At 69.0% G+C, this 23,648-nt stretch carries 20 protein-coding genes; 10 read left to right on the top strand and 10 right to left on the bottom strand.

Annotation, left to right across the window (positions count from 1 at the left end):
- Window positions 1-38: 38 nt before the first annotated feature.
- The 3 genes from IEY55_RS14690 to IEY55_RS14680 all read left to right on the top strand — a co-directional run bounded on the left by IEY55_RS14690 (window position 39) and on the right by IEY55_RS14680 (window position 5,658).
- Window positions 39-668 (top strand): BBE domain-containing protein, encoded by a 630-nt coding sequence (locus tag IEY55_RS14690; protein WP_189058108.1) that lies wholly within the window; start codon window positions 39-41, stop codon window positions 666-668.
- Between the two features lie 239 nt (window positions 669-907).
- Window positions 908-1,675 (top strand): HAD family acid phosphatase, encoded by a 768-nt coding sequence (locus IEY55_RS14685; RefSeq protein ID WP_189058107.1) that lies wholly within the window; start codon window positions 908-910, stop codon window positions 1,673-1,675.
- A gap of 1,199 nt (window positions 1,676-2,874) precedes the next feature.
- On the top strand, window positions 2,875-5,658 hold the full coding sequence (locus IEY55_RS14680) for an ATP-binding protein (protein WP_189058105.1): 2,784 nt from the start codon (window positions 2,875-2,877) through the stop codon (window positions 5,656-5,658).
- A 364-nt stretch (window positions 5,659-6,022) separates the two neighbouring features.
- Here the strand turns inward: IEY55_RS14680 and IEY55_RS14675 are convergent, their stop codons facing one another.
- Window positions 6,023-6,592: a sigma-70 family RNA polymerase sigma factor gene (locus IEY55_RS14675; protein ID WP_189058103.1), complete on the bottom strand. Its 570-nt coding sequence runs from the start codon at window positions 6,590-6,592 to the stop codon at window positions 6,023-6,025.
- 88 nt (window positions 6,593-6,680) lie between these two features.
- On the opposite strand from IEY55_RS14675, the gene IEY55_RS14670 reads away from it, so the two are divergent.
- From IEY55_RS14670 to IEY55_RS14650, 5 genes are all read left to right on the top strand, one after another.
- Window positions 6,681-7,451 (top strand): zf-HC2 domain-containing protein, encoded by a 771-nt coding sequence (locus IEY55_RS14670; protein ID WP_505735178.1) that lies wholly within the window; start codon window positions 6,681-6,683, stop codon window positions 7,449-7,451.
- Window positions 7,452-7,548: 97 nt separating this feature from the next.
- A complete protein-coding gene (locus IEY55_RS14665; protein WP_229686388.1) occupies window positions 7,549-8,901 on the top strand; it encodes an MFS transporter in 1,353 nt (450 codons plus the stop codon).
- 46 nt (window positions 8,902-8,947) lie between these two features.
- Window positions 8,948-10,786 carry an asparagine synthase (glutamine-hydrolyzing) gene (gene asnB, locus IEY55_RS14660; RefSeq protein WP_189058099.1) on the top strand — a complete coding sequence of 613 codons (1,839 nt, stop codon included), beginning with the start codon at window positions 8,948-8,950 and terminating at the stop codon, window positions 10,784-10,786.
- Window positions 10,787-10,906: 120 nt separating this feature from the next.
- Window positions 10,907-12,034, top strand: a complete 1,128-nt coding sequence (locus tag IEY55_RS14655) for a cytochrome P450 family protein (RefSeq protein ID WP_229686387.1) — start codon at window positions 10,907-10,909, stop codon at window positions 12,032-12,034.
- A gap of 94 nt (window positions 12,035-12,128) precedes the next feature.
- Window positions 12,129-13,142, top strand: coding sequence for an L-tyrosine/L-tryptophan isonitrile synthase family protein (locus tag IEY55_RS14650; protein WP_189058096.1), 1,014 nt, complete (start codon window positions 12,129-12,131; stop codon window positions 13,140-13,142).
- Between the two features lie 59 nt (window positions 13,143-13,201).
- Here IEY55_RS14650 and IEY55_RS14645 read toward each other — a convergent pair whose 3' ends face one another.
- The 4 genes from IEY55_RS14645 to IEY55_RS14630 all read right to left on the bottom strand — a co-directional run bounded on the left by IEY55_RS14645 (window position 13,202) and on the right by IEY55_RS14630 (window position 16,811).
- The gene (locus IEY55_RS14645; protein ID WP_189058094.1) at window positions 13,202-13,993 is read right to left on the bottom strand and encodes an ABC transporter ATP-binding protein; all 792 of its coding nucleotides are present in this window, start codon (window positions 13,991-13,993) and stop codon (window positions 13,202-13,204) included.
- On the bottom strand, window positions 13,990-15,063 hold the full coding sequence (locus IEY55_RS14640; RefSeq protein WP_229686386.1) for a FecCD family ABC transporter permease: 1,074 nt from the start codon (window positions 15,061-15,063) through the stop codon (window positions 13,990-13,992). The genes IEY55_RS14645 and IEY55_RS14640 overlap by 4 nt, the downstream gene beginning before the upstream one ends.
- Window positions 15,064-15,065: 2 nt before the next feature.
- Window positions 15,066-16,133, bottom strand: coding sequence for an ABC transporter substrate-binding protein (locus tag IEY55_RS14635; protein ID WP_229686385.1), 1,068 nt, complete (start codon window positions 16,131-16,133; stop codon window positions 15,066-15,068).
- A gap of 312 nt (window positions 16,134-16,445) precedes the next feature.
- Window positions 16,446-16,811 (bottom strand): hypothetical protein, encoded by a 366-nt coding sequence (locus tag IEY55_RS14630; protein ID WP_189058092.1) that lies wholly within the window; start codon window positions 16,809-16,811, stop codon window positions 16,446-16,448.
- Window positions 16,812-16,953: 142 nt separating this feature from the next.
- Here IEY55_RS14630 and IEY55_RS14625 point away from each other — a divergent pair, with 142 nt between their 5' ends.
- Together IEY55_RS14625 and IEY55_RS14620 are read left to right on the top strand one after the other, a co-directional pair.
- Complete coding sequence (locus tag IEY55_RS14625) at window positions 16,954-17,958, top strand: endonuclease/exonuclease/phosphatase family protein (protein ID WP_229686383.1); 1,005 nt, start codon at window positions 16,954-16,956, stop codon at window positions 17,956-17,958.
- A 549-nt stretch (window positions 17,959-18,507) separates the two neighbouring features.
- Window positions 18,508-18,843, top strand: coding sequence for a hypothetical protein (locus IEY55_RS14620; protein WP_189058090.1), 336 nt, complete (start codon window positions 18,508-18,510; stop codon window positions 18,841-18,843).
- Window positions 18,844-18,888: 45 nt separating this feature from the next.
- On the opposite strand, the gene IEY55_RS14615 is transcribed toward IEY55_RS14620, so the two are convergent.
- The 5 genes from IEY55_RS14615 to IEY55_RS14595 form a co-directional block, all read right to left on the bottom strand.
- Window positions 18,889-19,992, bottom strand: coding sequence for an NAD(P)/FAD-dependent oxidoreductase (locus IEY55_RS14615; protein WP_189058088.1), 1,104 nt, complete (start codon window positions 19,990-19,992; stop codon window positions 18,889-18,891).
- Window positions 19,993-20,406: 414 nt separating this feature from the next.
- On the bottom strand, window positions 20,407-20,808 hold the full coding sequence (locus IEY55_RS14610) for an ankyrin repeat domain-containing protein (RefSeq protein WP_189058086.1): 402 nt from the start codon (window positions 20,806-20,808) through the stop codon (window positions 20,407-20,409).
- A 49-nt stretch (window positions 20,809-20,857) separates the two neighbouring features.
- Window positions 20,858-21,748, bottom strand: coding sequence for a universal stress protein (locus tag IEY55_RS14605; protein WP_189058084.1), 891 nt, complete (start codon window positions 21,746-21,748; stop codon window positions 20,858-20,860).
- Between the two features lie 67 nt (window positions 21,749-21,815).
- Complete coding sequence (locus IEY55_RS14600; RefSeq protein ID WP_189058082.1) at window positions 21,816-22,502, bottom strand: ABC transporter ATP-binding protein; 687 nt, start codon at window positions 22,500-22,502, stop codon at window positions 21,816-21,818.
- A gap of 52 nt (window positions 22,503-22,554) precedes the next feature.
- Window positions 22,555-23,622: an FtsX-like permease family protein gene (locus IEY55_RS14595; protein WP_189058080.1), complete on the bottom strand. Its 1,068-nt coding sequence runs from the start codon at window positions 23,620-23,622 to the stop codon at window positions 22,555-22,557.
- Window positions 23,623-23,648 lie beyond the last annotated feature (26 nt).

Below are 23,648 nucleotides of genomic sequence, written 5' to 3'. Positions count from 1 at the left end.
ACGATATGTAGGCAATTTTGGGGGTCCCGGGTGGTGGATTGACCTTCTCCGCCGAGGGTTGTTACGTGGGTGGTGCGCGCGAGGCGCGGCGGTGGGTCGACGACCTGGCCCGGCGGATCGGTACCCAGCCGCGCGAACGTATTGAACACGAGTACACCGCGCTTCAGGCCATGCAGCATTTTGCCGGCTGTGCGGAGCTCGGTGGGCCCAGCTGCCGACCGAGCTGGGGCGGTGAGACCGGGGGCTACGAACGCGGTTCCTACATCGGAGCGTCGCGGATGTTGATCGAGTCGTTGCCGGATCCGCAGGCAGTAGCGGAGCTGATCAGCGAACCATCCGGGCTGTACACGATCGTCGACACCTTCGGTGGTGCGGCCGCCCGGAGCGACTCGGCCTTTCCGTACCGCAATGCTTTGTCGAGCATTCAGGTGCTGCACGACGTCGGGGGAGCGGCCGGTGATGAACGGACGGTGCGGCGCACCGTGAGGCAGGTACGGAACGAGCTCGCCAAGCACACCGGCGAGACCGGGTACGTGAACTACATCGATCCGGAGATGCCGGACTGGGCGAGCGCCTACTACGGTGCGAACCTGCCCAGGCTGCGCCGAGCAGCCCGACGCTACGACCCGGACGCATTGTTCCCTTTCCCGCAAGGACTTGCTGGATAACCACGAGATTGTGGCATCCCAGGTTCGCGGGTTAGGGCAGCCACACGTCATGTGTGAAGTTTCCGGCTGCCGGTGACGTGTCGAGCGACAGGCGGGCGCTGGAGGACCACCTTCTTCGGTATGTGGACAAATGATGAGTTCGGCGCATGGGGATCGTTTCGGACGATTCGGGTATCGGATGGTCAACAGCGTGGTTTAGGTTGTCACCGTCCATCGTCCACTGAGGAGGGCAAATCCCGATGGGCCGTACCGCTCTCACCAACGTCGTCAAGATCGTCAGTGCGGCGACGCTGTCCGCGTTGCTTGTGGGGGGAGCAAGCGCCCTCGGGGCGCCCGCCACCGAAAGCTCCACCGGCCAGGAGCCGCCGAACCTGGGTCTGGCCAAGAAGGACGTGATGGCGTACTACGGCGACTACCTCGACCCGTCCGGGCACCACCACGCATCGGACACCAGCGCGTGGGCGGACGCCACCCGGCGACAGGTTGCCGATGCCAGGAAGTACCTCGAGCAGCGCCTGGTCGACGGTGTGAAGAACCCGGCGATCGTGCTGGACATCGACGACACCTCGGAACTCACCTACGGCTGGAGTGCGGACAACGATTTCGGCTTCGACTTGGAGAAGCAGAAGGAAGCGATCGACGAGGGCCGGTACGAGCCGATCAAGCCGACGCGCGAGCTGGCGAACTGGGCCAAGCAGCACGGCGTGAAGGTGTTCTTCCTGACCGGACGCAACGACAAGCTTGCTTCGGCGACCGTACGTGACCTCGGCGACGAAGGCTTCCCCACCCCGGACGGGGCGTTCTTCAAGCCGACCACGCAGGCACCCGACTACCTGGCCTGCGGGCTGAACTGCAACACGATCCAGTACAAGTCCGGAACGCGGGCACACATCGAGTCGCTGGACAACACGATTGTGCTCAACCTGGGTGACCAGTTCAGCGACCTGGAGGGCGGTCACGCCGAGAAGGCGGTGAAGCTGCCCAACCCTATGTACTACCTGCCCTGACGGTTACTTCACACTCGATCCGGTCGGTTGCACGCCAGGCGCGACGGCACCGCGGACGTGGTGAACGGAACGGTGGGGCCGCACCGTGACAACGTTCTCTGGCCATGAGGCACCGCGATGCGCGCGGGCAACCGGTGGTAGCCAGGCGGGATCGGGTGGATTCCCCTCGATATGGGGGGCGGCGCTTCCGGCCGTACAGGGCTGGGGGACGCAGGTGAGCGGGCCCGCCGTGTAAGGGTGCTTCCGACTCGCGAACGGCTCCCGCACGGGGCCGCTCTCCACAATGCGGCGGGTGTACATCACCGACACCCAATCTGCCCCAGCAGCCAAAGGTCCAGATCACGGCTGGTCCTCAGCATCGCAAGCTTGTGGTCGACGGATCCCGTGGGGGGCCGGGCTGTTGGCGATGTGGGCACCGACTCGCAGGAACGGGTTGAGTGCGGTGATTGGCCCCTGGTAGATCACGGCGGGCGGTACCGGAGCCAAGGATCTCCGGGCGATGTCGCTCATCCAGTGGCAGTGCGGTCATCGCCACGAATCGCGATTCGACGACTGAACACCTCCACGCGATTGGTCAACCACACGGATGCGCAGAATTTCTGCGCCAGCTACCCATGGTTTCGCCAGCCGGCCCGCTCACCCTCGGCGAGCGGATAGCCCAGCTCTACGCATGAAGAAAACTGCTGCGGCATCAATGCTCGCAGGACTGCAGCGGTCTGGTGGGCTTGGTCAGTGCGTGCACGTCGGCCAGCTGCAGTCCCACACGCAGCTGGGGATCGCCGTAGCTCCCCGTTCGTAACAGTCACAACGATCTTGGCTTTCGGTGAACCGTCAACGAGAACGATTCGGATGGTGAGAACTCTCACCCGTCATCGGCTGTCCTGATATGGTTTCCGCGTTGCGGTGGGGGATTGTTGAGTATTCTCGGAATTCCGAGGGCGGGGGATCGTCAGTGGGGACTCCGAGCTGTTCAGCTCGCGGCGAATGCCTTCCGGGGCCCGGGTGTCGGCCGGCCGGGGCTCGCCGATCCCAGGTGAGTTCGCCGCGCCCCGGCTGCCGTGACTGGTTACTCTTCGGCAACCAGCCATGCCGAGCGGTCGGCCCAGGTCAGTCGATGCGGTGATCGCACCGGCACCCGGGCTCACCGCGCACGGGGGAACAGATACTGGCCGGGAGCGGCTGCGGGGGAGGTCTAAAGGGTGACGGAGCTGGCACGGCCAGCCCTGGTGGGACGTGCCGCCGAGCTGCAGATGGTGGACGAGCTGATCAGCGAGGTGTCGGCCGGCCAGGGGCGTGCCCTCTGGTGGGAGGGTGAGCTCGGCATCGGCAAGAGCGCGTTGCTGGCGGCGATCGCCGAACGTGCGTTCCGGCAGGGGTGGCGGGTGCTCGTCGGGGCCGCCGAGGAGCTGCACCAGAACGTGCCGTTCGGCACGTTGGCGACCTGCGTTCCGCTGGCGGTGACCGACTGCGATCGGGTGACGGCCCCCACCGCGGCCGATGCCGAGGCGGCGTTGTCCGAGGTTTTCCTAGCCACCATCGACGATCTCTGCTCGGCCGGGCCCACCGCCCTGTTGATCGACGACCTGCACTGGGCGGACCCGGCCAGCCTCGGTACCCTGCGCGAGCTGACGCACGCGATGCGGCAGCTCCCGATCTTCCTCGTGTTCGCGACCGACTCCTCGGCGCTGCACCGCGACGCGTGGGCCGCGCTGCGCGAGGGCCTGGTCGGCGGCGGTGCCGTCGTTCGCCAGCTCGCGCCGCTGGACGCCGACTCGGTGCAGGGGTTGGCCGGGGCGGCACTGCAGGCGCGGCCCGGACCACGGCTGACGCACCTGTTGCAGGCCACCGGCGGCAACCCGCTCTATGCCCTGGAACTCCTGGACCGCCTCACCCGGCAGGGCGAGGTCCGGCGGGACGGCGGGATCGCCGAGGTGGACGACGCGGCGGTGTCCGCCCCGCTGACCGCAGCGATCCTGGAACGCCTGGAGGCGCTGCGGCCGGGCACCCGACCGGTGCTCGAGGCGGCCACCCTGCTCGGAGCCGAGTACCGGCCGGAGGACGTCGCCACGGTGGCCCGCCGGCCGCTCGACGAGGCACGGCGGGCGCTTTCGGACGCCGTCGAGGCCGGGTTGCTCGTCCGGCACGAGGATCTGCTCGCCTTCCGGCACGAGGTCGTGCGACGCGCGCTGCTGGAGATCATCCCCGAGACGACCCGCCTGACGATGCACCTGGACGCCGGCCTGACACTGGCCGGGACCGACGCGCCCGCCGAACAGGTGGCCGAACAGCTGGCGCTGGGCACGCCCACCGCCGATCCCCGGGTCGTGACCTGGCTGGACGACCATGCCGAGTACCTCACCGCCCGGGTGCCGGACCTCGCGCTGCGGCTACTGCGCAACGCCGTGGAGTTCGGCGTTCCCGGGGACCGCACGATCGAGGCGCTCCGGTTGCGGCTGGCCGCCGCGCTGCTGCGCTCCGGTGAGGCCGGGGAGACGGCGACCACCGCCCAGGCGGCGCTGGCCCACAACGAGGATCCGGCCCAGGAGGGTGGGATCCGCTGGCTGATCGCGCAGGCGCGCTACGCCGCCCTGCAACCCCACCTCGCCTACACCGAGGTCCAGCAGGCACTGGCGACCGGACGGCTCACCCCGGCCGAGACCGCGCGGTTCCAGGCGCTCGGCTCGGTCGCCCTGCTCACCATGGGCGACCTCGACGGAGCCACCGCACTGGCTCATCCGGCGGCCGAGGCCGGCGAGCGCCTGGGCGACCCGATCGCCATCGCCGACGCATGTCAGACACTGGCGGCGGACCAGCTGGTCCACTGGCGCATCACCCCGGGGCTCGACTACGCCGACCGGGCGCTCCGCCAGCTCGGGGCCGAGGAGATCACCGGCGACCGGCTGGTCTCGCTGCAGATCATCCGGGCGAACGCCCTGTGGGCGCTCGGCCGGTGGGAGGAGGCGGATCGGGCCGCGCGGACCGCGCTGCGGCTGGCCGAGCGCAGCAACGCCAGCCGGCGCCAGCAGTGCCACCTCACGGTGGCCTTCGTCCTGTTCGTCGCCGGGCGGTGGGACGACGCGGAGGCCGAGATCCAGGCCGGTCTCGGGCTCCCGGCGGACTGGACCACGCCCCATCTGCGCGCGATGCTCTCGGCGATCGCGATGCACCGCAACGACCTGCGCACCGCGCAACGCCACGCCTCGGAGATGGCCCTGTCCGGGTCCTCCGCTTTCGGCGATTTCTACGGGTTCGTCTCCTTGTGGGCACGCCAGCTGCTGGATGTGGCGGAGGGGGAGCCCGAGCGCGCGGCGCGACGCTTCCTCGACCTGATCGAGCGGGTCGATTCCCCGCTGGTCATGAGCCCGATGGTCTCCCACGGGCCGCTGTCGGTTCGCCTCGCGCTGTCGGTCGGGGACGAGGAGATGGCGAACCGGATCGTGTCGGCCATGGAACGCCAGCTTCCGACCATTCCGTCTCCCGATCCCGGCGTCGCCGACCTCGTTGCGCACTGTCAGGGGTTGGTCCGGCGGGATGTCGCGCGGGTCCGGCAGGCCAGGTCGTACTACGAACGCACGGCCTGGATGATCATGCGCGGTCACTACCACGAGGACATCGCGTCCCTGCTTGCCCAGGCGGGGCAGGTGAGTGAGGCGCGCCAGGAACTGGACGAGGCGCTCGGCATCTACGCGAGCCTGGACGCACGGTGGGACGCGGCACAGGCGGAGGCACGGCTGCGGCGGTGGGGACTGCGGCGCGGGGTCCGCGGCCGTCGTCCCCGGGAGCGGATCGGCTGGGAGAGCCTCACCCCGACCGAACTCCGGGTCGCCGGTCTGGTCAGTGAGGGGCTGTCCAACCCGGCCATCGCCGAGCGGCTGTTCGTCTCCCGCCGCACCGTGCAGACCCACGTCTCGAACATCCTCGCCAAGCTCGGCATCAGCTCCCGCACCGAGCTCGCCGCGGCGATGGCGGTACGCCAGCAGTGAGTTGCGGGTTCGTTGGTCGGGCGCCGCGGGCCTCTTTTCCGGCGATCTCCCCGATCCCCGCACCACAAGCGGGGAGTGCGTGATCTTCAGCTCGCACTCGGAGAAGTCGTAGGCCGTCGTGATGAGTGGCGCGACATCGGCAGGCTCGGCGACCTCGATAACCACCGCCGTGGGGGCAGAGTCGCCGTTGGCCTCGCGCAGGCACGAAGCGTGGCAAATCATCCGGTGTCCCCCGCGGCGGGTACGGAGGCGGGCACGCGCGGATCCGCGCGGTAGCCGTCGCGGAGAGCGGGACGACCGGGCTAGCTACGGCGGGAAAACGGAAGACGGTGTGACTGCTGGGAACCGGAGCGAGGTAGGCGGGTCAGCCCGATCCGGTGCGGCGGGCGTCGTCCGCCTGCATGAGGTCGTCGCGCGCCCTCGCGACACGGGAACGGACAGTGCCTACGGGACATCCGCAGATCGCGGCGACCTCGGCGTAGGACAAGCCCAGGACCTGGGTGAGCACGATGGCCTCGCGTCGGCCGGGCTCCAGCCCCTCGAGCAACAGGTTCACCTCCACAAGGTCCTCGAAGCCGGCAACGGTGCCGTGCGCCCGCACCTGCCGGGTGTCGGCGGTGGCGGCCCAGTCGGCGCTCGTGGTGCTCGGCCGGCAGGCGGCGGACCTGATGTGGTCGACGGCGACCCGGCGGGCGATCGACAGCAGCCAGGTCCGCGCGGAGGAGTGGGCCCGGAACCGTTGGAGGCTGGGTAACGCCCGCAGGTAGGTCTCCTGGGTAAGGTCGTCGGCGAGTTCCACCCGGGTCAGGTGGGCGAGGAACCGCCACACGTCGCGGTGGGTCGCGCCGACGAACGCCTCCAGCGCCCGCCGGTCGCCCGCGCCGGCGGCCAGCGCCCACTGGGTGACCTCGTCGTCGTCACTCCGCGCTCGCATGCGCAGGACGTTATCCGCTAATCGCACATTTGGGTTACTGGTAGGTACACCACGTGGGGTAGTTATGGGGTGAGACTTGACAGTCCGTGTGGCTCACAATGTGGGCGTGGATTGCTCGACCTGCCGTGAGGCCGTGTCCGCCCGACTGGACGGCGAGTCCGAGCCCGTGCCGGCCCGCGACACCGACCAGCACCTGGAGCGGTGTCTGGCCTGCCGTGCCTGGCAGGAACACGCGGTGGCGACGTCGCGGGCCCTGCGGGTGCGGAAGGTCACGGCTGTGCCCGATCTCACCGCCGCCATCGTGGCCTCGGCCCCCGCCCTGCGGCCAGGCCGCCACCGTTGGTTGCGACCGGCCTTGGCCGGGGTCGCCCTTGCCCAGCTCACGCTGGCGCTGACCCAGATCCTCGGGCTGGGCACCTCCGCCCACCGGGTGGGTCACCACGCGATGAACTCGGTGGCGAGCCACCTGTTCAACGAGAGCACGTCCTGGAACCTGGCGCTGGGCATCGGCCTGCTGTGGGCCGCCTGGCGGCCCCGTTCCACCACCGGGTTGATCCCGGTTCTCAGCGGGTTCATCGTGTTGCTTTTCGCGTACTCGGCACATGACCTGATCACCGGTGCGGCACCGGTGTCGCGGGTGCTCGGCCATGGGTTGCTGGTCGTCGGCCTGGCCTTGCTGATCGTGTTGCACCGCACCAGCGCCACACCCGACCCGGGACGTGGCGACGTGCGGATCGGCGCCGCGGGGAAGGCGCCGGACGAGCCCACCCACCCCTCGCGTACCGACGGTGCGGAACCACGCCCGCGCCGGTCGCTGCGGGCTCGCCTGTGGCCGGTGGGCAGGCGACGCGCCGCGTAGCCGTGCCGGAAACACCGGGAACTCAGCTCGGACACCGAACGACCCCTCTTACGTGTCATCACGCGAATGCGACGTGACCGTGGAGGGAGGTCGCGCGATGGAGGGTGCCGAGACACCTTCCGGCCAGCGGAACCGTTGGGAAATGGTCGCGGTCGCCGGAATCCTGGCGTTCGTCGCCATGGTGGACATGGGCATCGTCACCCTCGCCCTGCCCGACATCGGTTCCAGCCTGCAGGTGGCACCGCAGGCCGCACAGTGGGCGGTGCTGGGGTACCAGCTCGCGGTGGTGGCGTTGCTGTTGCCAGTTGGTCGCTGGATGGACGGATCGGCCGTGCGACCCGTGGTTCTCGGCGCCACGGCGGCATTCGCCGGGTTCAGCGCTCTATCTGCCGCCGCGCCAGGGTTGGGCTGGCTGGTTGCGGCACGGGTTGGGCAGGGCGTGGCGGGTGCCGTCCTGTTCGTCCTGATGCCGGTGTTGGCTGCCCAGTCGGTTCGTCCCGAACTCCGCGGGCGGGCGATGAGCGTGCCGGCGACGCTGGGACCCTTGGGCGCCGTGCTGGGCCCCGTCGTGGGCGGGGTGTTGCTGGACTGGTGGGGCTGGCGCACTGTCTTCCTCGTCAAGGTCCCCTTCTGCATCCTGGGGTTCGTCGTCGCATGGAAGGCCGCACCACGGCGTGGTGAACTGCGTCGGCCCAGCGTTTCCGTGATAGCCGACTGCGCTCTGATCGCAACTGCGGTCGTGGTGGTTCTGCTCGCGCTGACGTTCGCGGTCGAGGCACCGTTGGCGCTGCTGCTCGGCTTGCTCGCCGTCCCCGCGTTCGTCCGCTGGCTCGGGCGGGAGAGTGGACAGCGGGTACGCGCCACCCTCACCGACAGCCGGACATGGGGCGTCAATGGGGCCGTGCTGGCACTGGCCGCGGCCCTGGCCGGGGTGCAGTACCTGGTTGCCCTCCACCTCCAACACGACACCGGGGTCTCGGCAACAGCGACCGGCTTGGCGATGCTGGCCCTCCCGGTCGCCATGGGACTCGCGGGCCCCCTGGGTGGGCGGCTTGCCGACCGGTTCGGGCATCGCCGCATCGCCACGGTGGGAGCAGCGGTCACGGCGATCGGACTCCTTCTCCTGACCGCGGGACAAACCGGGGCGCCACCGGATATCGCCTGGCGGATGGCGATCGCCGGAATCGGTATGGGCCTGTACGGCGGCCCCACCCAGGCCCTGGTGATGGCCAGCACGCCACCGCATCGGATGGCCACCGCGGGTTCGGTGACCCAGACCGCGCGCAGCCTGGGCTTCACCCTCGGCCCGGCGCTCGCCACGACGGCCTGGGGCGTTGCCGGCGGCGGCACCGTCGGCACCACCACGGGGCTGGCGATGGCGGTCATCGCCGCCGTTCTGGCGACGGCCCTGCTCTCCCGCGGACGGCCGCTCGCGTTGGTCACCCGCTGAGCCAGCAGCGATCGAGTCAAGGATCGAATCTAGGGGAGCCCGACGCATGTGCGGAATCACCGGCTGGGTCACCTTCGGCAGGAATCCGGCGGCCGAGCCGAACGTCATCGAGGCCATGACGGCGACCCTGGTCCGCCGGGGACCCGATGACGGCGGTACCTGGAGCGGCCCGCACGCCGCACTCGGCCACCGCAGGCTCTCGGTGATCGACTGGGACGGCGGGAAACAGCCGATGGTTTTCCCCACCGACGACCGCGAGCTCGTCCTGACCTACAGCGGCGAGGTCTACAACCATCATGAGCTGCGGCGCGAGCTGACCGCGTTGGGCCACACCTTCCGGACCCGAAGCGACACCGAGGTCGTCCTTCGCGCCTACGAGCAGTGGGGCGAGTCGTTGGTTGACCGCCTCGTCGGAATGTATGCCTTCGCGATCTGGGACGGCCGACACGAACGCCTGTTACTGGCGCGCGACCGGCTCGGCGTCAAGCCACTGTTCCTCGCCCGGGTCGAAGGCGGTGTGGTGTTCGCGTCCGAGCCGAAGGCGTTGTTCGCCCACCCCGAGGTCTCACCCCGTATCGACATCAACGGACTGCGCGAGGCATACAGCCTGCTGTTCAACACCGGTCCGACGATGTGGTCGGGAGTCCATGAGGTTCAGCCCGGCGGAATCGTGACCGTCGACCGGCAGGGAGTGTCCGAACGTCTGTACTGGCAACTCACGTCGGAGCCGAAGCAGGACGATCTGGAGACGGCCATCGATGACGTGGGCGTTCTGCTCGATGCATCCGTCAGGAGCCAGCTCGAGTCCGATGTCCCACGATGCAGCCTGCTCTCCGGTGGGATCGACTCGACGGTCCTCACCGGGCTGCTTGCCGACGAGCTGCGCCGCATGGCGGGACAGGATGCACGCATCCGTTCCTACGCGGTCGACTACAGCGACCAAGCCGAGCAGTTCACCGCCGACGTCCTACGCACAGGTCACGACACGCCCTTTGCCGCCGAGGCAGCACGCTACATCGGCACCGACCACAGCACCGTCATCCTCGACCCACATTCCCTACTCGACCTCCAGACCCGCCGCGCGGTGGTGGAATGCCGCGACTCACCGATCGGGGTCGGCGACATGGACACCTCGCTGTACCTGCTGTTCGGCCAGATTCGCGAGCATTCGACGGTGACCTTCTCCGGCGAGGGCGCTGACGAGGCATTCGCCGGGTACCCGTGGTTCCACCGCCCCGAGGCACGAGCCGCCGCAACTTTCCCGTGGCTGTTGGTCACCAGTGATGAGGCGGCAATGCCGATCCATCCCGACCTGGCGGCCGAGCTCAGGATCACCGAGTTCCAGCAGGACACCTACCGCACGTCACTCGCTGCCGTCCCGCAAACCGACAGCCCGGATCCTGTTGAACGACGCCAACGGGAACTTCGTCACCTGTCGCTCACCCGATGGCTTCGGCAGCTGCTGCATCGGAAGGACAGGCTGAGCATGGCGAACGGCCTGGAGGTGCGGGTTCCCTACTGCGACCACCGGCTGGTGCAGTACCTGTTCAACACGCCCTGGCCGCACATGAGCCACGATGGCCGGGAGAAGAGCCTGCTGCGGTCGGTGGGTCGGGGGCTGGCGCCCAAGTCCGTCTTGTACCGGCCGAAGAACCACTACCCGGCCACCCATCACCCGAGTTACAACCGCGGACTGCAGGACCTGGCTCACGACGCGCTTACCGCGCACGGAGGCGTGGTGCGCGGCCTGGTGGACGAGACGGTTGTCAAGCCCTGCCTGGACATCTCCGCGGACGAGTTGTCCTGGGAGCATCGCCTGCGCCTGGAACGTGTGGTCGACCTCGCCCTGTTTCTCGACATCCACCGCCCCGAACTCGCCATCTGAGGCCGGCACGGAAGGACCCCGATGACCCCGCCTGAGCCAATCGCACTCTATGGTCGCGATTACAAGCGTGATCCCTACAAGCTGTATCGGAGAATGCGGGACAGTGGTCCCGTCCACCGAGTGCGGTTTCCCAGCGGGGTCTGCGCGTGGCTGGTGACCGGCTACGCCGCCGCGCACGAGACGCTCAACGATGACCGGCTCGGTAAGAACCACTCCCTGGGCAACGAGAAATGGCGTAGGCGCGCGTCCATCATGCCCGAGCCACAGCACTCCCAGTTACAGGTGCACCTGCTCCACCAGGACCCACCGCGGCACACGATGATGCGGCGCCTCATCACCGACGCCTTCGCCCCGAGACGGGTCGAGGCGATGCGTCCGCGTTTGCAGCAACTCGCGGACGCACTGGTCAACGCCCTGCCTACCCGAGGGACGGTGGACCTGGTGGCGGGTTTTGCCGCGAGGTTCCCCTTCCAGGTGCTCGCCGAGGTCATCGGACTTCCCGCCGACCTGGCCGTGCGGTTCCGTCGCGAATGGGGAAAGGTGGTGCAACCGGTGGGCCCGACCGATCCGGCACGGCCTGCCTACGAGGCGTTGCTGCGTGGTTTGCAGGGCTACATCGCCGAGGTCGTCGCGCACAAGCGTTCCGAGGCGGGGGAGGACCTGCTCAGCAAGCTCGTCCTCGCGCGGGACGCAGGTGAGCTGTCCCAGGAGGAACTGGACTCCATAGTGTTCCAGTTGCTGGTCGCCGGGCAGGAACCGGTGACGAACCAGATCACCACGGCGCTGATGACCCTACTACGTTGTCCTGCGCACCTGACCCATCTGCGGGACCACCCCGAGCTGCTGCCACGGGCGGTGGACGAGCTGCTTCGCTACGACAGTGCGTTCGAACTGACGACGTGGCGATTTTTCGCGGAAGACTCCGACCTTCACGGCACCACCGTGCCGGCGGGTGACTCGGTGATCGTGTCGCTGTGTGCGGCGAACCGGGACAGCCAACGTTTCCCGGACGCCGACACCCCGGACTTCGACCGGTCGCCCAACCCCCATCTCGCCTTCGGACAGGGCATCCACTTCTGCCCGGGGGCGGTACTGGCCCGTATCGAGCTTCAGGTCGCCATCGGAACCCTGGTCAACCGACTTCGTGGCCTACGGTTGGCCGTCCCCGACGAACAGATCGAATGGATACCGGCCGTGCTCGGACGTGGTGTCCACGACCTTCCGGTGTTCTACAACGAACGCGCTTGACGCGATCCCGCTCAATCCCTTCCCCAACCCAGAAACGTCCCCACACGTCTGCCCCTGCTTGTGATGGGGCTGTCCCCTGCTGCGTGAATCCACGATGCCGACACCCACATTTTCTTCAGCCGGCCATCAGGCCGAACAGCGACCCGCCGAGGACGCGCAGACCTGTGCCGCGATCTTGGATCTCCTCCTGCCGCTGAGACGGGCCGCCGATCCCGATACGCCCAACACCCCATTCGCGTTTCCAAAGCAGATGCAACAGCTTGCCGCCTTCGTCGCGGCTGGTGAGCCGATCCTGTTCACATTGCCCGGCTTTCCGTGCAAGTCTCCGAACCCCGCGAAGGTTCTCGGGCACCTGCCGGACGAGGCGGAGCGGCAGTCGTTGCACTTTCTGGACCAGATGTGCGCTGCTGTCCAGCAGGTCTACCAGCCAGGGGCATCCGTGGTGATCTGTTCCGACGGCCATGTCTTCAGCGACATCATCGGTGTTCCCGACGAGCACGTGGATGCCTACTCCGACGAGCTACTGGACATGATCGCACGTGAGGGGCTGTCCCGGCTGTCTCTGTTCGATCTCCGCAACGTGCTGGGCGACCTGTCCTACGACGAGAAGCGACACCTCGTGTCCGAACGGTACGCACCGACGGTCACAGAGCTGCGCGAGGAGGTTCGGATGGGAGGGGAGACACTGCGACTCTACCGCGGTATCACGCGATTCCTAGTCGATGACACCGATGGCTGGCAGGGCACGAAGTCGGCGTTGCAGCGGGAGTGTCGTGCCCGTGCCTACCAGGTGGTCGCCCGTAGCCGGGCCTGGGGAAGGCTGATTGCCGAACATCACCCCCGCTCCGTTCGGTTGTCCATCCATCCGCAACCGGCAGGGTCGGAGAAGTTCGGTATCAGGCTGCTCAATCCTGCCGACACGTGGACCACACCGTGGCACGCGGTGCTCGTGCACCGCGAAGGGGAACCGGGCAGGCTCATGCGCCGGGTCGAGGCCGAAGCTTTGGGTGAGGTGGTCTTCGTGAACGGGCGGCCGAGCTATGTGAAGGTGCTGGCCTCGGTGGATGACCAGTCGGGTTCGCTGAACTCGGCCTACGCATGGTTCTGACCGGCGCGGGAGGCCGTGCCGGTCAGAAACCGAAATGGGTGATGTCTGGCCGAGCGTTGCTAGCTGATCGTCGCGGACTCGGCGGGTGTGTTGTGGTCGAAGGCGATCAGCGGGTCACCGGTCAACGGATGTTCCACGACCGCTGCATGCACGCCGAAGACCTCCGCCAGTAAATCCACGGTGAGGACCACCCGTGGAGCGCCGGATGCGACCACCACTCCGTCACGGAGGACGTGCAACCGGTCGCAGAGCGAGGCGGCGGCATTGAGATCGTGCAACGTGATCACGGTGGTGCGTCGCTGTGCCCGCAAGAGCGCGAGAAGCTCGATCTGGTGGCGCATGTCGAGATGGTTGGTGGGCTCGTCCAGTACCAGGACGTCGGGTTGCTGTGCCAACGCCCGGGCCAGCAGGACCCGCTGCCGCTCGCCACCGGACAAGGCCGAGAACGGTCGGCCACCGTGATCGACCATGCCCACCTGCTCCAGCGCGGTGGCAATGATGTCCCGGTCGCTCGTGTCGTCTCCGGAGAAGGCCCGCTTGTAGGGAGTACGGCCCATCGCCACCACCTCCCGCACGGACAGCTCGAAGTCGGTGCCCCGCTCCTGGGGGAGTGCGGCCACGTGCCGGGCGGCCCGCGACGGGTTCAGCTTCCGGATGTCGCGTCCGTCCAGCAGCACCCGGCCCGCGGCGGGCCGCAGGTGACGGTAGATCGTCCGGAGCACGGTGGTTTTCCCGCTTCCGTTGGGGCCCACCAGACCAACGATCTCACCCGGTTCCGCCACGACGTCGACACCGCAGACCACCGCGCGGCCGGAGAACGAGACGACGAGGTCCTCGACGGCGATCCTCAACTGCGCTCCAAGCGTCGATCGAGCAGGTACAGCAGGGTGGGCGCACCGATCAGCGCGGTGACCACACCGATGGGGACCTCCTGCTGGTCCAGCGCGATCCGCGCCAGGATGTCCACCACCACGAGAAGCACCGCGCCGGCCAGGGCCGAGATCGGGAGCAGCCGACGGTGGTCACCTCCGACCACCAGGCGGCACACGTGGGGAACCATCAACCCCACGAAACCGATCGCTCCGGAGACCGCAACCAGGACGCCGGTGAGAACACTGGTGACCACAAGGAGTTCCCGACGCAGCCGGGTGACATCCACGCCGAGTCCGGCTGCCGTCTCGTCGCCCACCAACAGCGCGTTGAGCGCTCTCGCCCTGGCCTGCAGCACAACGAAGCCGAGCACGACGGCGACGGCCGGTAGTACGACGACCGACCACTGCGCACCGTTCAGGCTGCCCATCAACCAGAACAGCACGCCGCGGGTTTGCTGCTCGTCGGAGGTCCGTAGGACCAGGTAGCTGGTGAGCCCGGCAAGGAACTGACCGATCCCCACGCCGGTCAGGACCAGCCGTAGCGGGGAGAACCCGTTTCCCCGCCGGGCGAGTGCCCACACCAGGGCAAAAGCGCCCAGCGCGCCGAGAAACGCGCCCGTGGACAACCCCAGCCCGAGCAGGCCGCCCGTGCCGGCACCGAGCACGATCACCGCGACCGCGCCGAGTGAGGCACCAGACGAGACACCCAGCAGGTACGGGTCGGCCAGCGGGTTGCGAACCAGGGCCTGGACGGCGGAGCCAACCAGGCCGAGCCCGGCACCGACCACGGCGGCGAGAAGCGCTCGCGGCACCCGCAGTTGCCATACGATCAGATCAGGGGTTCCGGGAGCCGGAGCACGGCCCAGAAGGTGGCCGGCCACGATCGACCACACCTGGCCGGGCGGCACGAAGGTCGAACCCACCGACACCCCGAGCACCAGCCCGACCAGCAAGGCCACCGTCAGCAGCAGCGCAACGACCGTGGACCTGGCCCCCACCACGACAGTGCTGTGCTCGCGCCGCACCGCGGTTGTTGGCGTGCTACTCACGATCAGCCGTCAGCCTTGACCAGGTCGGGGTGCAGCGTCGACGCGATCTGCACGACGGTGTCGGCGTTCCGGACGCCCGGGATGGTCGTCTGCTCGGAGCCGACCCGGAGGAACCGGCCGCGCTTGACTGCCTCGAGGCCCGCCGTCGCCGGGAACTCCCGCAGGAACTTCTCGGCCGCCGCGAAGGCCGCCTTGTTCGCCTCGGGGTTGCCCTTGTCGCGGATTCCCAGCTGGATCCAGTCGGGGTTGCGGGCCACCACGTCTTCCCAACCGACCGGCTTGAAGTCGGCATCGCAGTCGGCAAAGACGTTGCGTGCGCCGGCCAGCGTGATCACAGCGTTGGCGACCTGCTTACCGCACGCCGCGATCGGCTGGTTGGTACCCGCGTTGAAGTCGAAGAAGAAGTAACTCGGCTGCTTGTTCTCCGGGACCGAGGACAGGGCGTCACGTACCTTGTCCACCTTGCTGCGCATCCCCTTGACCAGCTCGTCGGCCTTGGCCGAGGTTCCGGTGGCCGTCCCCAGCCGCTTGATGTCGTTTTCCACCGACGACAGGTCGGTCAGCGGACCGGACGCCTCGGACGCGCACGCCGTCGACTTCAGATAGAGGTGCTTGATGTTCGCGGCGGCGAACTCCTGGTCCGTCGGCGGCCCAACCGCACCGCCGCCCATGTTCATGCTCGCGAAGGTGTCGATGTAGAGCTCCGCGCCGGAACCGAGCAGCTTCTCCTTGGGGATGACCGAGTCGGACAGCACCGGCACCTTCTCCGCCGCCGTGGCGAACGAGCCGGGCAAAGTGCCCTTCCCGGGTGGGAAACCGGTCCCGATCACGCGGTCGCCCGCGCCGAGCCAGAACAACATCTCCAGGGCCGAGGCGTTGCTGGTGACGATCCGTTGGGGCGAGGCGGTGAACTCGACCCGCTTGTCCCCGCAGTCATCCACTGTCACGGGGAACCCCGCCGAGGCACCGGAGGTGGGTGCCTGTGCCGCCGGCCCCGCCTGGCCTCCTCCACAGGCGGCCGCCAGCACGGCGGTGCCCACCGCGAGGGCGCACATCACACGAGAGCGCATACCCAACTACTCCCTGATCTCGATCCTGTCGGCCCGGTCGCTCTGCGGCCCGTGCACCTAGTCGGGGCGGCGCACACGAAAGTTCCCGGCGACCACGAGATCAGTTGGCCGGGTTGCTGGGGAGCTGTTCCCCGGCAACCCGCCTGCCTGCTGGTCCAACCCCCGCCTGCGGGTGAGCCCCATCCCTGTCAGCGGAATTCGAGACACGCGTCACGTGACCAAGCTGCTACTCGCTCGCGACGCCATCAACCCGCGTTATAGCGGGTTGGCGAGCTACTCAGGACGGTGATGTCGACCGATGAGTCTGTTGGCCTAGATATCGAGGTACTCGTACCTGCTGTCTGCCCGCGAGATGAAGACCTGGCCGTCACGGACCTGCCACTCGCTCATGCCGTCCACCTCGTGGCTGGCAAGGAACAACCCACGGACCAGGTCGTTGTCCGCATCGGAAGCCGGAATCCCGGCAATTTCCCGAAGTTGGTCCAGTAGCCAGTCGACGGCCTGCTCGCGAATATCGGCGGAGTAGAAGATATAGCTAGTCCAGTTGACGGCTCTCCTCGGCGTTCCCCACCCACCGGAATAGTGGTCGTCGTCATGAGACTGGATGATGGCCTGAATCGCTACAAGCTGCTTTTCGTCGCACTCCAGCCATCCTCGGACCCCGACATACACGCCCATGAAGCATCCCCTGCATGGTCTGGGACAACGAAACCTCGGGACACGGTAGAGGAAAGCAGTGGTGGAGGCCACAGGTTTTCGATCCGCTTCGGGTGGCCGGCCGACGGTTACGGTTGGATCGGTTGAAGAACCTGGAGGGTGGATGACCAGCGTTGGGATGCCTGGGCCGGCAAGGGCGGCCGAACAGCCGCCTGTTTCTCGACGCGGACGGTTCCGCTCCTCCGTCCTGCTTGTCTGCGCGGTGGCGCTGGCGGGCGTAGCCGCGCTGGTGATGGTCCGACTGACGGGACTCGATGCTGGCACGTTTCTTGCGATGCCGGTTGCCGCGTTTCCCCTTGTCGCCGTGGGCACCGTTGGACTTCTTCTCGCCGTGCTGGCGCTGAAGGCCAGGTGGCTGGCTGTGACGGCGGTCGTACTGGTGGTGACCGAACTGATCTTGCTGGTGCCCCGGTTCGTTCCCCGAGACGTTGTCATCCCCGCCGACGTGCCGAGGTTGCGGATCGGCACCAGCAACACCTATGTGGGCCAGATCGACGCCCGTGCCCTCGTCGAGCTGGTTCGTGCCGAGCGGTTGGACGTCCTTGCCGTCCAAGAGCTGACGCAGCAGGGAGTACGTGAACTCGACGAGGCGGGTCTGCGCGAGCTGATGCCCTACCGCGAACTGCACCCCGAAGTCGACTCTTCGATCTACTCGCGGCTGCCACTCAGCCGTGGTGGACTTCTCGATCGTCCGACGACCTGGCCCCAGACCACAGCGGAACTGAGGGTTGGCGGTCGTGCGGTGAAACTCGTCGCCGTACACACCTTCTACCCGGCAGGTGATCCGCAGCAGTGGACGGTCGATCTCGAGGCACTGCGGGACGAAGCCGCCGCTGCGGGGCGGGACATGGTGGTGCTCGGGGACTTCAACGCCACGCTCGACCACGCACCGATGAGGTCGCTCCTGGCCGCCGGCCTTGTCGATACCCACGCTGAGCTCGGCCGTGGTTGGGCGCCGACCTGGCCGGTGGGAAAAGCTTTTTTGCCTCCGTCGTTCCAGATCGATCACGTGCTGCACGGCCCGGGACTGGTGGCGGTTTCGGCGCGTGAGCACACGATCGCCGGAAGCGACCACCGGGTTGTCACCGCGGAGCTTGCTCTCACCTGAGCCGACGCCATATGCCGGGCTCGTGACGCCTGGTCCACTCCAGGGTAGGTCGAGCCCTGACAGCCCGCTCGAGCCCAGCAGGTCGCCGAAACCCTTGAGCGCCCGTACTCCCCGTCGCGCCGAGCCGCAGCGGTTCCTGCACCACCTGTTCACCGACTGAACATCCGGACTCACTCCTTGGAGCTGCATAGCGGTCCCGGTACCGGGTAACCGGGGCCTACCAGCGCCGGTGGACCCGCGGGCGGAGTCGCATCGACGCCGGATCGTGCGGACTCGGCGTCCCTGGCGGCCCCCGCATGTCGTCCGGGCAGCGTTCCGCCGCTCGACCACCGGCGTTGGCTCGCAGGCAACCTTGGCCTGCGACTACTCGATTGGACGACGGAGCCGGCGATCTTTGCTCACCCCGGGTTGTTGACCTGGCAATGGTGCTGGGCCGTAAGGTGGAAGCTCCAAGGGTGAGTGGGTGCGGAACGTGATCATTGGTCCGTGCTCGGCAGGTCCTCGGCTCCATGTCGTTGTCAGGACGTGGGGTGGTGCGGAGGTGACGTGATGGACCTGGACCACTGGCATCGGGTCGAGTACTGGGTGGTCCGACGCGGCCAGCTCCAACTCGTGCGGACCGAGGACATCAACGATCACGGCTTCTACGTCGGAAGCAGCGCGCAACGCCGGGCCGGCACCACCGCGCCGGACTACGCCTGCGCGCTCGCCGAGGAGTTCTTCGACAAGTACCGGCAGCCGCCCGGCGAGCGGTGGCGGGTCAAGGTCTGGCGGATCACCGGCTTCGGCGGGGACAAGACCGATCCGGTGTGCGAGGTCGAGATGCGGTCGGGCGGTACGCCGGAGCCGGCCGCGAACGCCCGCACGTGGACCGGAGTCGCCTAGGACGTCGATACCTGTGCCGAGTGCGGTGACGGCCCGCGCCAGCGGTCAGCGCTGGGTGTTCCGCAGTGTGTCTCGGGTGGGCGCGATGCGTTCGACGGGCAGCCCCTCGGCGGGGGTTCCCGAGGCACCGGTGATCAGCGCCGCGGCGAGTCGGGCCAGCGCCGGCGCCATCTGGATGCCGTAGCCGCCCTGCCCGGCCAGCCAACAGAACCCGGGCACGTCCGCTGCCATTCCGACCACGGGGTTGCGGTCCGGGGCAAAGGTCCGCAGCCCCGCCCACGCGGTCCGAACACTGCGCAACCCCAACGTGGTCGCCGCGTTCACCCGCTCCAGTGCGAGGGCCACGCCGAGCTCGTCGGGCCGGGCGTCACCGGGCTGGTCGGGTGTCTCGTCGGCCGGCGAGACCAGCACGCTGCCACCCTCCGGACGGAAGTAGAACTCGTCATCGACGTCGCAGACCAGCGGCCAGCCCCGCGGGTCGACCGCCACCGGGCACACCGCCGCGGTCCGCCGGAGCGGCCGCAGCCCCACGGGCGCAACGCCGAGCCGTTCGGCGACCTGGTCGGCCCACGCGCCTGCCGCATCGACCACGACACCCGCGCGCACCTCGCCGGCACCCGTCTCGACCTGCCACCGGCCTCCGCGGTACTCGCCCGCGAGCAGCGTCGCTCCCTTCCGGATCTCAGCCCGGCCCGAGCGCCGGGCCACCGCGACGTAGTGCTGGTGCAGGCCGTTCACGTCGATGTCGGCGGCGGAATGGTCCACTGCGGCCCCCCCGACGTAGTCCGGCCGCAACACGGGGCACAGCTCCAGCGCCTCCCGGACGTCCAGCGGCGCCAGTCCCGGAGCCGCGCTGATCTCCTTGGCGAGCCGGTCCTCCTGGTCGGCCCGGGCGACTTGGATCATCGGCCGCGCCGAGAGCAGCGGGTCGGTGCCGGCGGCCTCGATGATCGGTCGGCTCGCGCGGGTCAGCGCGCGGACCTCCGGCGAGCCGTAGCTCTCCAAGAAGACCGCGGCGGAACGACCGGTGGTGTGCCGGGCGAGCTCGCCCTCCTGCTCCAGCAGCGCGACGCTGCCGAACGGCACCAGCTCGGCGGCCACCGACACCCCGGCCATGCCCCCGCCGACGACCAGAAAGTCCACGTGCACAATGCCCTCCCCGCAAGCAACCTGACCGACCCTAACTCCGCCGTCCCCGGGCAACCACGGAGTTCCGCTGGCAGCATTGGCCACTCCCGTCGTGCCCACCAATGAGTTGCCACCACAACCCGCCCGCGTGCCATCGGATCGATCACACGTCTGAACGGAGGTATTACCAAGCCCGGATCACGATCCGACGTCGGCGGGACGCTGTTCACCGCGGTCTTTGCGGTGGTTCGTCGAACGACATGGGTAAGTGCGAACTTCGCGACTCCATGCAGCCAGGCTGGCCCCGGCAGGTTGCACGCCCCGCGACCCGAACATGAAGGGAACGCAAATGATCAGGGGGCTATGAAAGCCTTGTACACCAAGAGAAACCAACGCCGTAGGACACCCGTCGGGTTGCCGGCGGGGGAACCGCGGTCAGCCTCCCTGCCCGAAAAGGGAAAGCAGATCGTCCCGGCCGAACATGCGTGCGGTGTCGACAGCTGACGGCTGTCCGGCGTACGGGTCGGCACCGCCGTCGAGCAACGCACGCACGACCTCGACCTCGCCCTTGAAAGTGGCGCCGGCAATGGGGGTCTGGCCCCGATCGTTGGGCCGGTCCGCGTCGGCGCCGCGCTCCAGCAGGGCCTGCACGGCACCCGCGTGCCCGTGGTAGGCGGCGAGCATGAGGAGGCTGTCGCCCTTCTCGTTGCTGAGGTTGACGGGCACGCCAGCGTCGACGTAGGCGGCCAGCGTGGCGCTGTCCCCGGAGCGCGCCGCGTTGAACAGCTTCGTGGCGAGCTCCTGTACATCGGGGTCCTGAGCCGGGTCCGTCGTCACCCGGCCAGCCTCGCACACCTGCCCTCGAGGCGGCCACCGCAGCGTCCGGTCAGCTCGGGCGCAGCACCGCCACCGGGCAGGTCGCCCGGTTCAGCACGGCGTGGCTCACCGATCCCAGCAGGGCCCGCCGCACCGCACCGCGGCCATGGCTGCCGACCACCAGCAACGCCGCCCCGTCCGCCCGCTCCAACAACGCGTCGACCGGCCGCTCGGTCGTCACCACCCGGTGCAGCGGCACGTCCGGGTAACGCTCCTGCCAGCCGGCGAGGGACTCCGACAGCAGCTCCCGCGCCTCCGAGCGGACCTCCTCCCAGTTGAAGTCCCACACCCGCACCGGTGCCAGCGCGTCCAGCGGCAGGTCGGCCCAGGCGTGTACGGCAACCAGCTCGTGCCCGTGCCGGGAGGCGAAGTCGAAGGCGAAGCCGATGGCCCCGGAGCTCACCCGGGAGCCGTCCGCCCCGACCACCACCTGGCCGCCGGTCTCCGGGCCCTGGTGCTCGGCCTCACCGCGGACCACGACCGTGGGGCCGGTCGCGTGCCGGACCAGCTCGGCCGAGGTGGAGCCGAGCAGGGCCCGCGCCGCGCCGGTGATGCCCGAGCGGCCGACCACGACCAGGTCCGCCTCCTCGCTGGCCTGGGCCAGCGTCTCGACCGGGTCGCCGGCCTCGATCTCGGTGGTGACGGTGAGGTCGGGGTGGGCCTGCCGGCACTCCTCGGCGGTGTCGGCGAGAATGCCCTCCAACCACTCCCGGACCGGCTCCTCGGCCAGCACGCCCGCCGGGAGCCGCACCTGGACCAGGTCGACGAACGGCCAGTGGAAGGCGTGCAGCAGGTGCAGCGGCCGGTGCCGGCTCGCTGCCTCCCTGGCGCCCCACAACGCGGCCCGGCGCGCGACCTCGGATCCGTCGAATCCCACCACCACGGCACCATGCCTGGGCATCGCGACCGCACCTCCCGAGCGTCGAGGCGACGGGCCCATCGTCCCGCCGCCGGGCGCGGTGCGCAGATCAGGCGGGCGTGGGGGTGACCGCGGTGAGCCGCCCGTCGTGCATCTCGACGACACGGTCCACCCGGTCGAGCTGCTCCCGGTCGTGGGTGACGAGCACGGTCGCCACCCGGTGGTGCCGCGTGACCTCGGCGATCAGCTCGACGATGCGGCGGCCCCGCTCGTGGTCCAGCGCGCTGGTGGGCTCGTCGACCAGCAGCACGCTCGGCTCGTTCATCAGCGCGCGGGCGATGTTGACCCGCTGCCGCTCCCCACCGGAGAGCTGGTGCGGCCGCCGGTTCGCCCGGTGCGCCACGCCGACGGCGTCCAGCAGGTCCAGCGCCCGACGGCGCCGGTCCCGCGGCCGGTGCCCGGCGAGGTGTGCCGCCACCAGGAGCTGGTCTTTCGCGGCCAGGGCGGACAGCAGGTTGGGCTGCTGGAACACCAGCCCGATCCGGTCGCGACGCAGCGCGGACCGTTCGGCCTGGCCGAGCCTGGTCACATTCGTCCCGTCCACCAGCACCAGCCCGGAGTCGGGGAGCAGCAGGGTGCCGGCCACCGCGAGCAGGCTGGACTTGCCCGAGCCGGAGGGGCCCACGACGGCGACCAGCTCCCCGGCCGACACCTCCATGCAGACGTGGTCGAGGGCGGTGATCGTGGTGTCGGCGTCGGTGTAGCTGAGGTTGACCTCACGCAGGACGAGGCTCATCAGAACTCCATTCGGCTTCCAGAACCCGGCCGAGGGCGCGGCGCGGATGACGTCAGCGGGCGGCACCCAGGGCGATCAGCGGGTCCACCGCCGTGACGCGGCGAACGGCCAGTGCGGCGCCGCCGGCTCCGAGCAGGATCATCACCAGCACCGGTAGCACCGTGGTCGCGGGATCGAGGACGAACGGCACGGCCCGCCCGGCCAACGCGCCGAGTGCCGCACCGACGAGCCCACCGAGGCCGGCACCGGCCACGAGCACCACGACGGCTTGCGCAAGGGCGTCGCGCAGTACGTAGCCCGTGCTGGCACCGAGCGCCTTGAGCACGGCGATCTCCGGCTTCCGCTGGATCGTCCACACGGTGAAGAACGCGCCGATCACCAGCGCGGAGATGACGAACAGGAAGCCACGCATGGCCTGCAGCGAGGCGTTTTCCGCGGCGTAGGAGCCAATCGCGGTGAGCGAGTCGTCCAGCGCGACGGTGTGGGTACCGATGCGGGCATCGGCCGCGGCGATGTCGGCGCCGGGAGCATCGAGCGCCACGACCGTGGCGCCTCCGGCGGCCCGCGGGTCCAACCGGTTCCAGTCGTCGAGCGTGAGCCAGATCCCGGGGGTGTGGCTGTAGTAGGCATCGCCGCCCACGGCTGCCACCCGGAAGATGCTGCCTGCGCCGAGGGTCACCTCGTCGCCGACGGTGATGCCCTCCTCCGCCGCGAGGGGGGCCGACACCACGACCTGTCCCGGGGCGAGGCCAGCCGGTGCGAGTGGGCTGCCCCGGGGCACGCCGAGTGCGGTCGCGCCGGCGGTGCGGTCGGCCACGGCGAGCCGGGTCGGGCTGATGCCGAGGGGATGCGCCCACTCCACGCCGGGCACCTCGGCCCAGCGCCGCCAGTCCTCCGGCCGGACCCGGCTGTCGGCGAAGGAGAGCTTCTCGCCGTCCGGTGGGGCGGCGAACGCCAGGTGCGTGGCGGGCAGCCCGGTGACGGCGGACACGTTCTGCTCGGCCAGCCCGGCGGTGAGCCCGGACAGCAGGGTGACGAGCAGCGTGATCAACGCGACCACGGAGCCCATGAGGGCGAACCGGCCCCGGGCGAAACGGAGATCACGCAATGCGACGAACACGATTGAGCCCCCTGGCGGTGTCTCGG

Source organism: Longimycelium tulufanense (assembly GCF_014645795.1).
Classification (GTDB): Bacteria; Actinomycetota; Actinomycetes; order Mycobacteriales; family Pseudonocardiaceae; genus Longimycelium; species Longimycelium tulufanense.
Note: the sequence above shows the minus strand (reverse complement) of the source record. Positions and strands in the feature narration are given on the sequence as shown.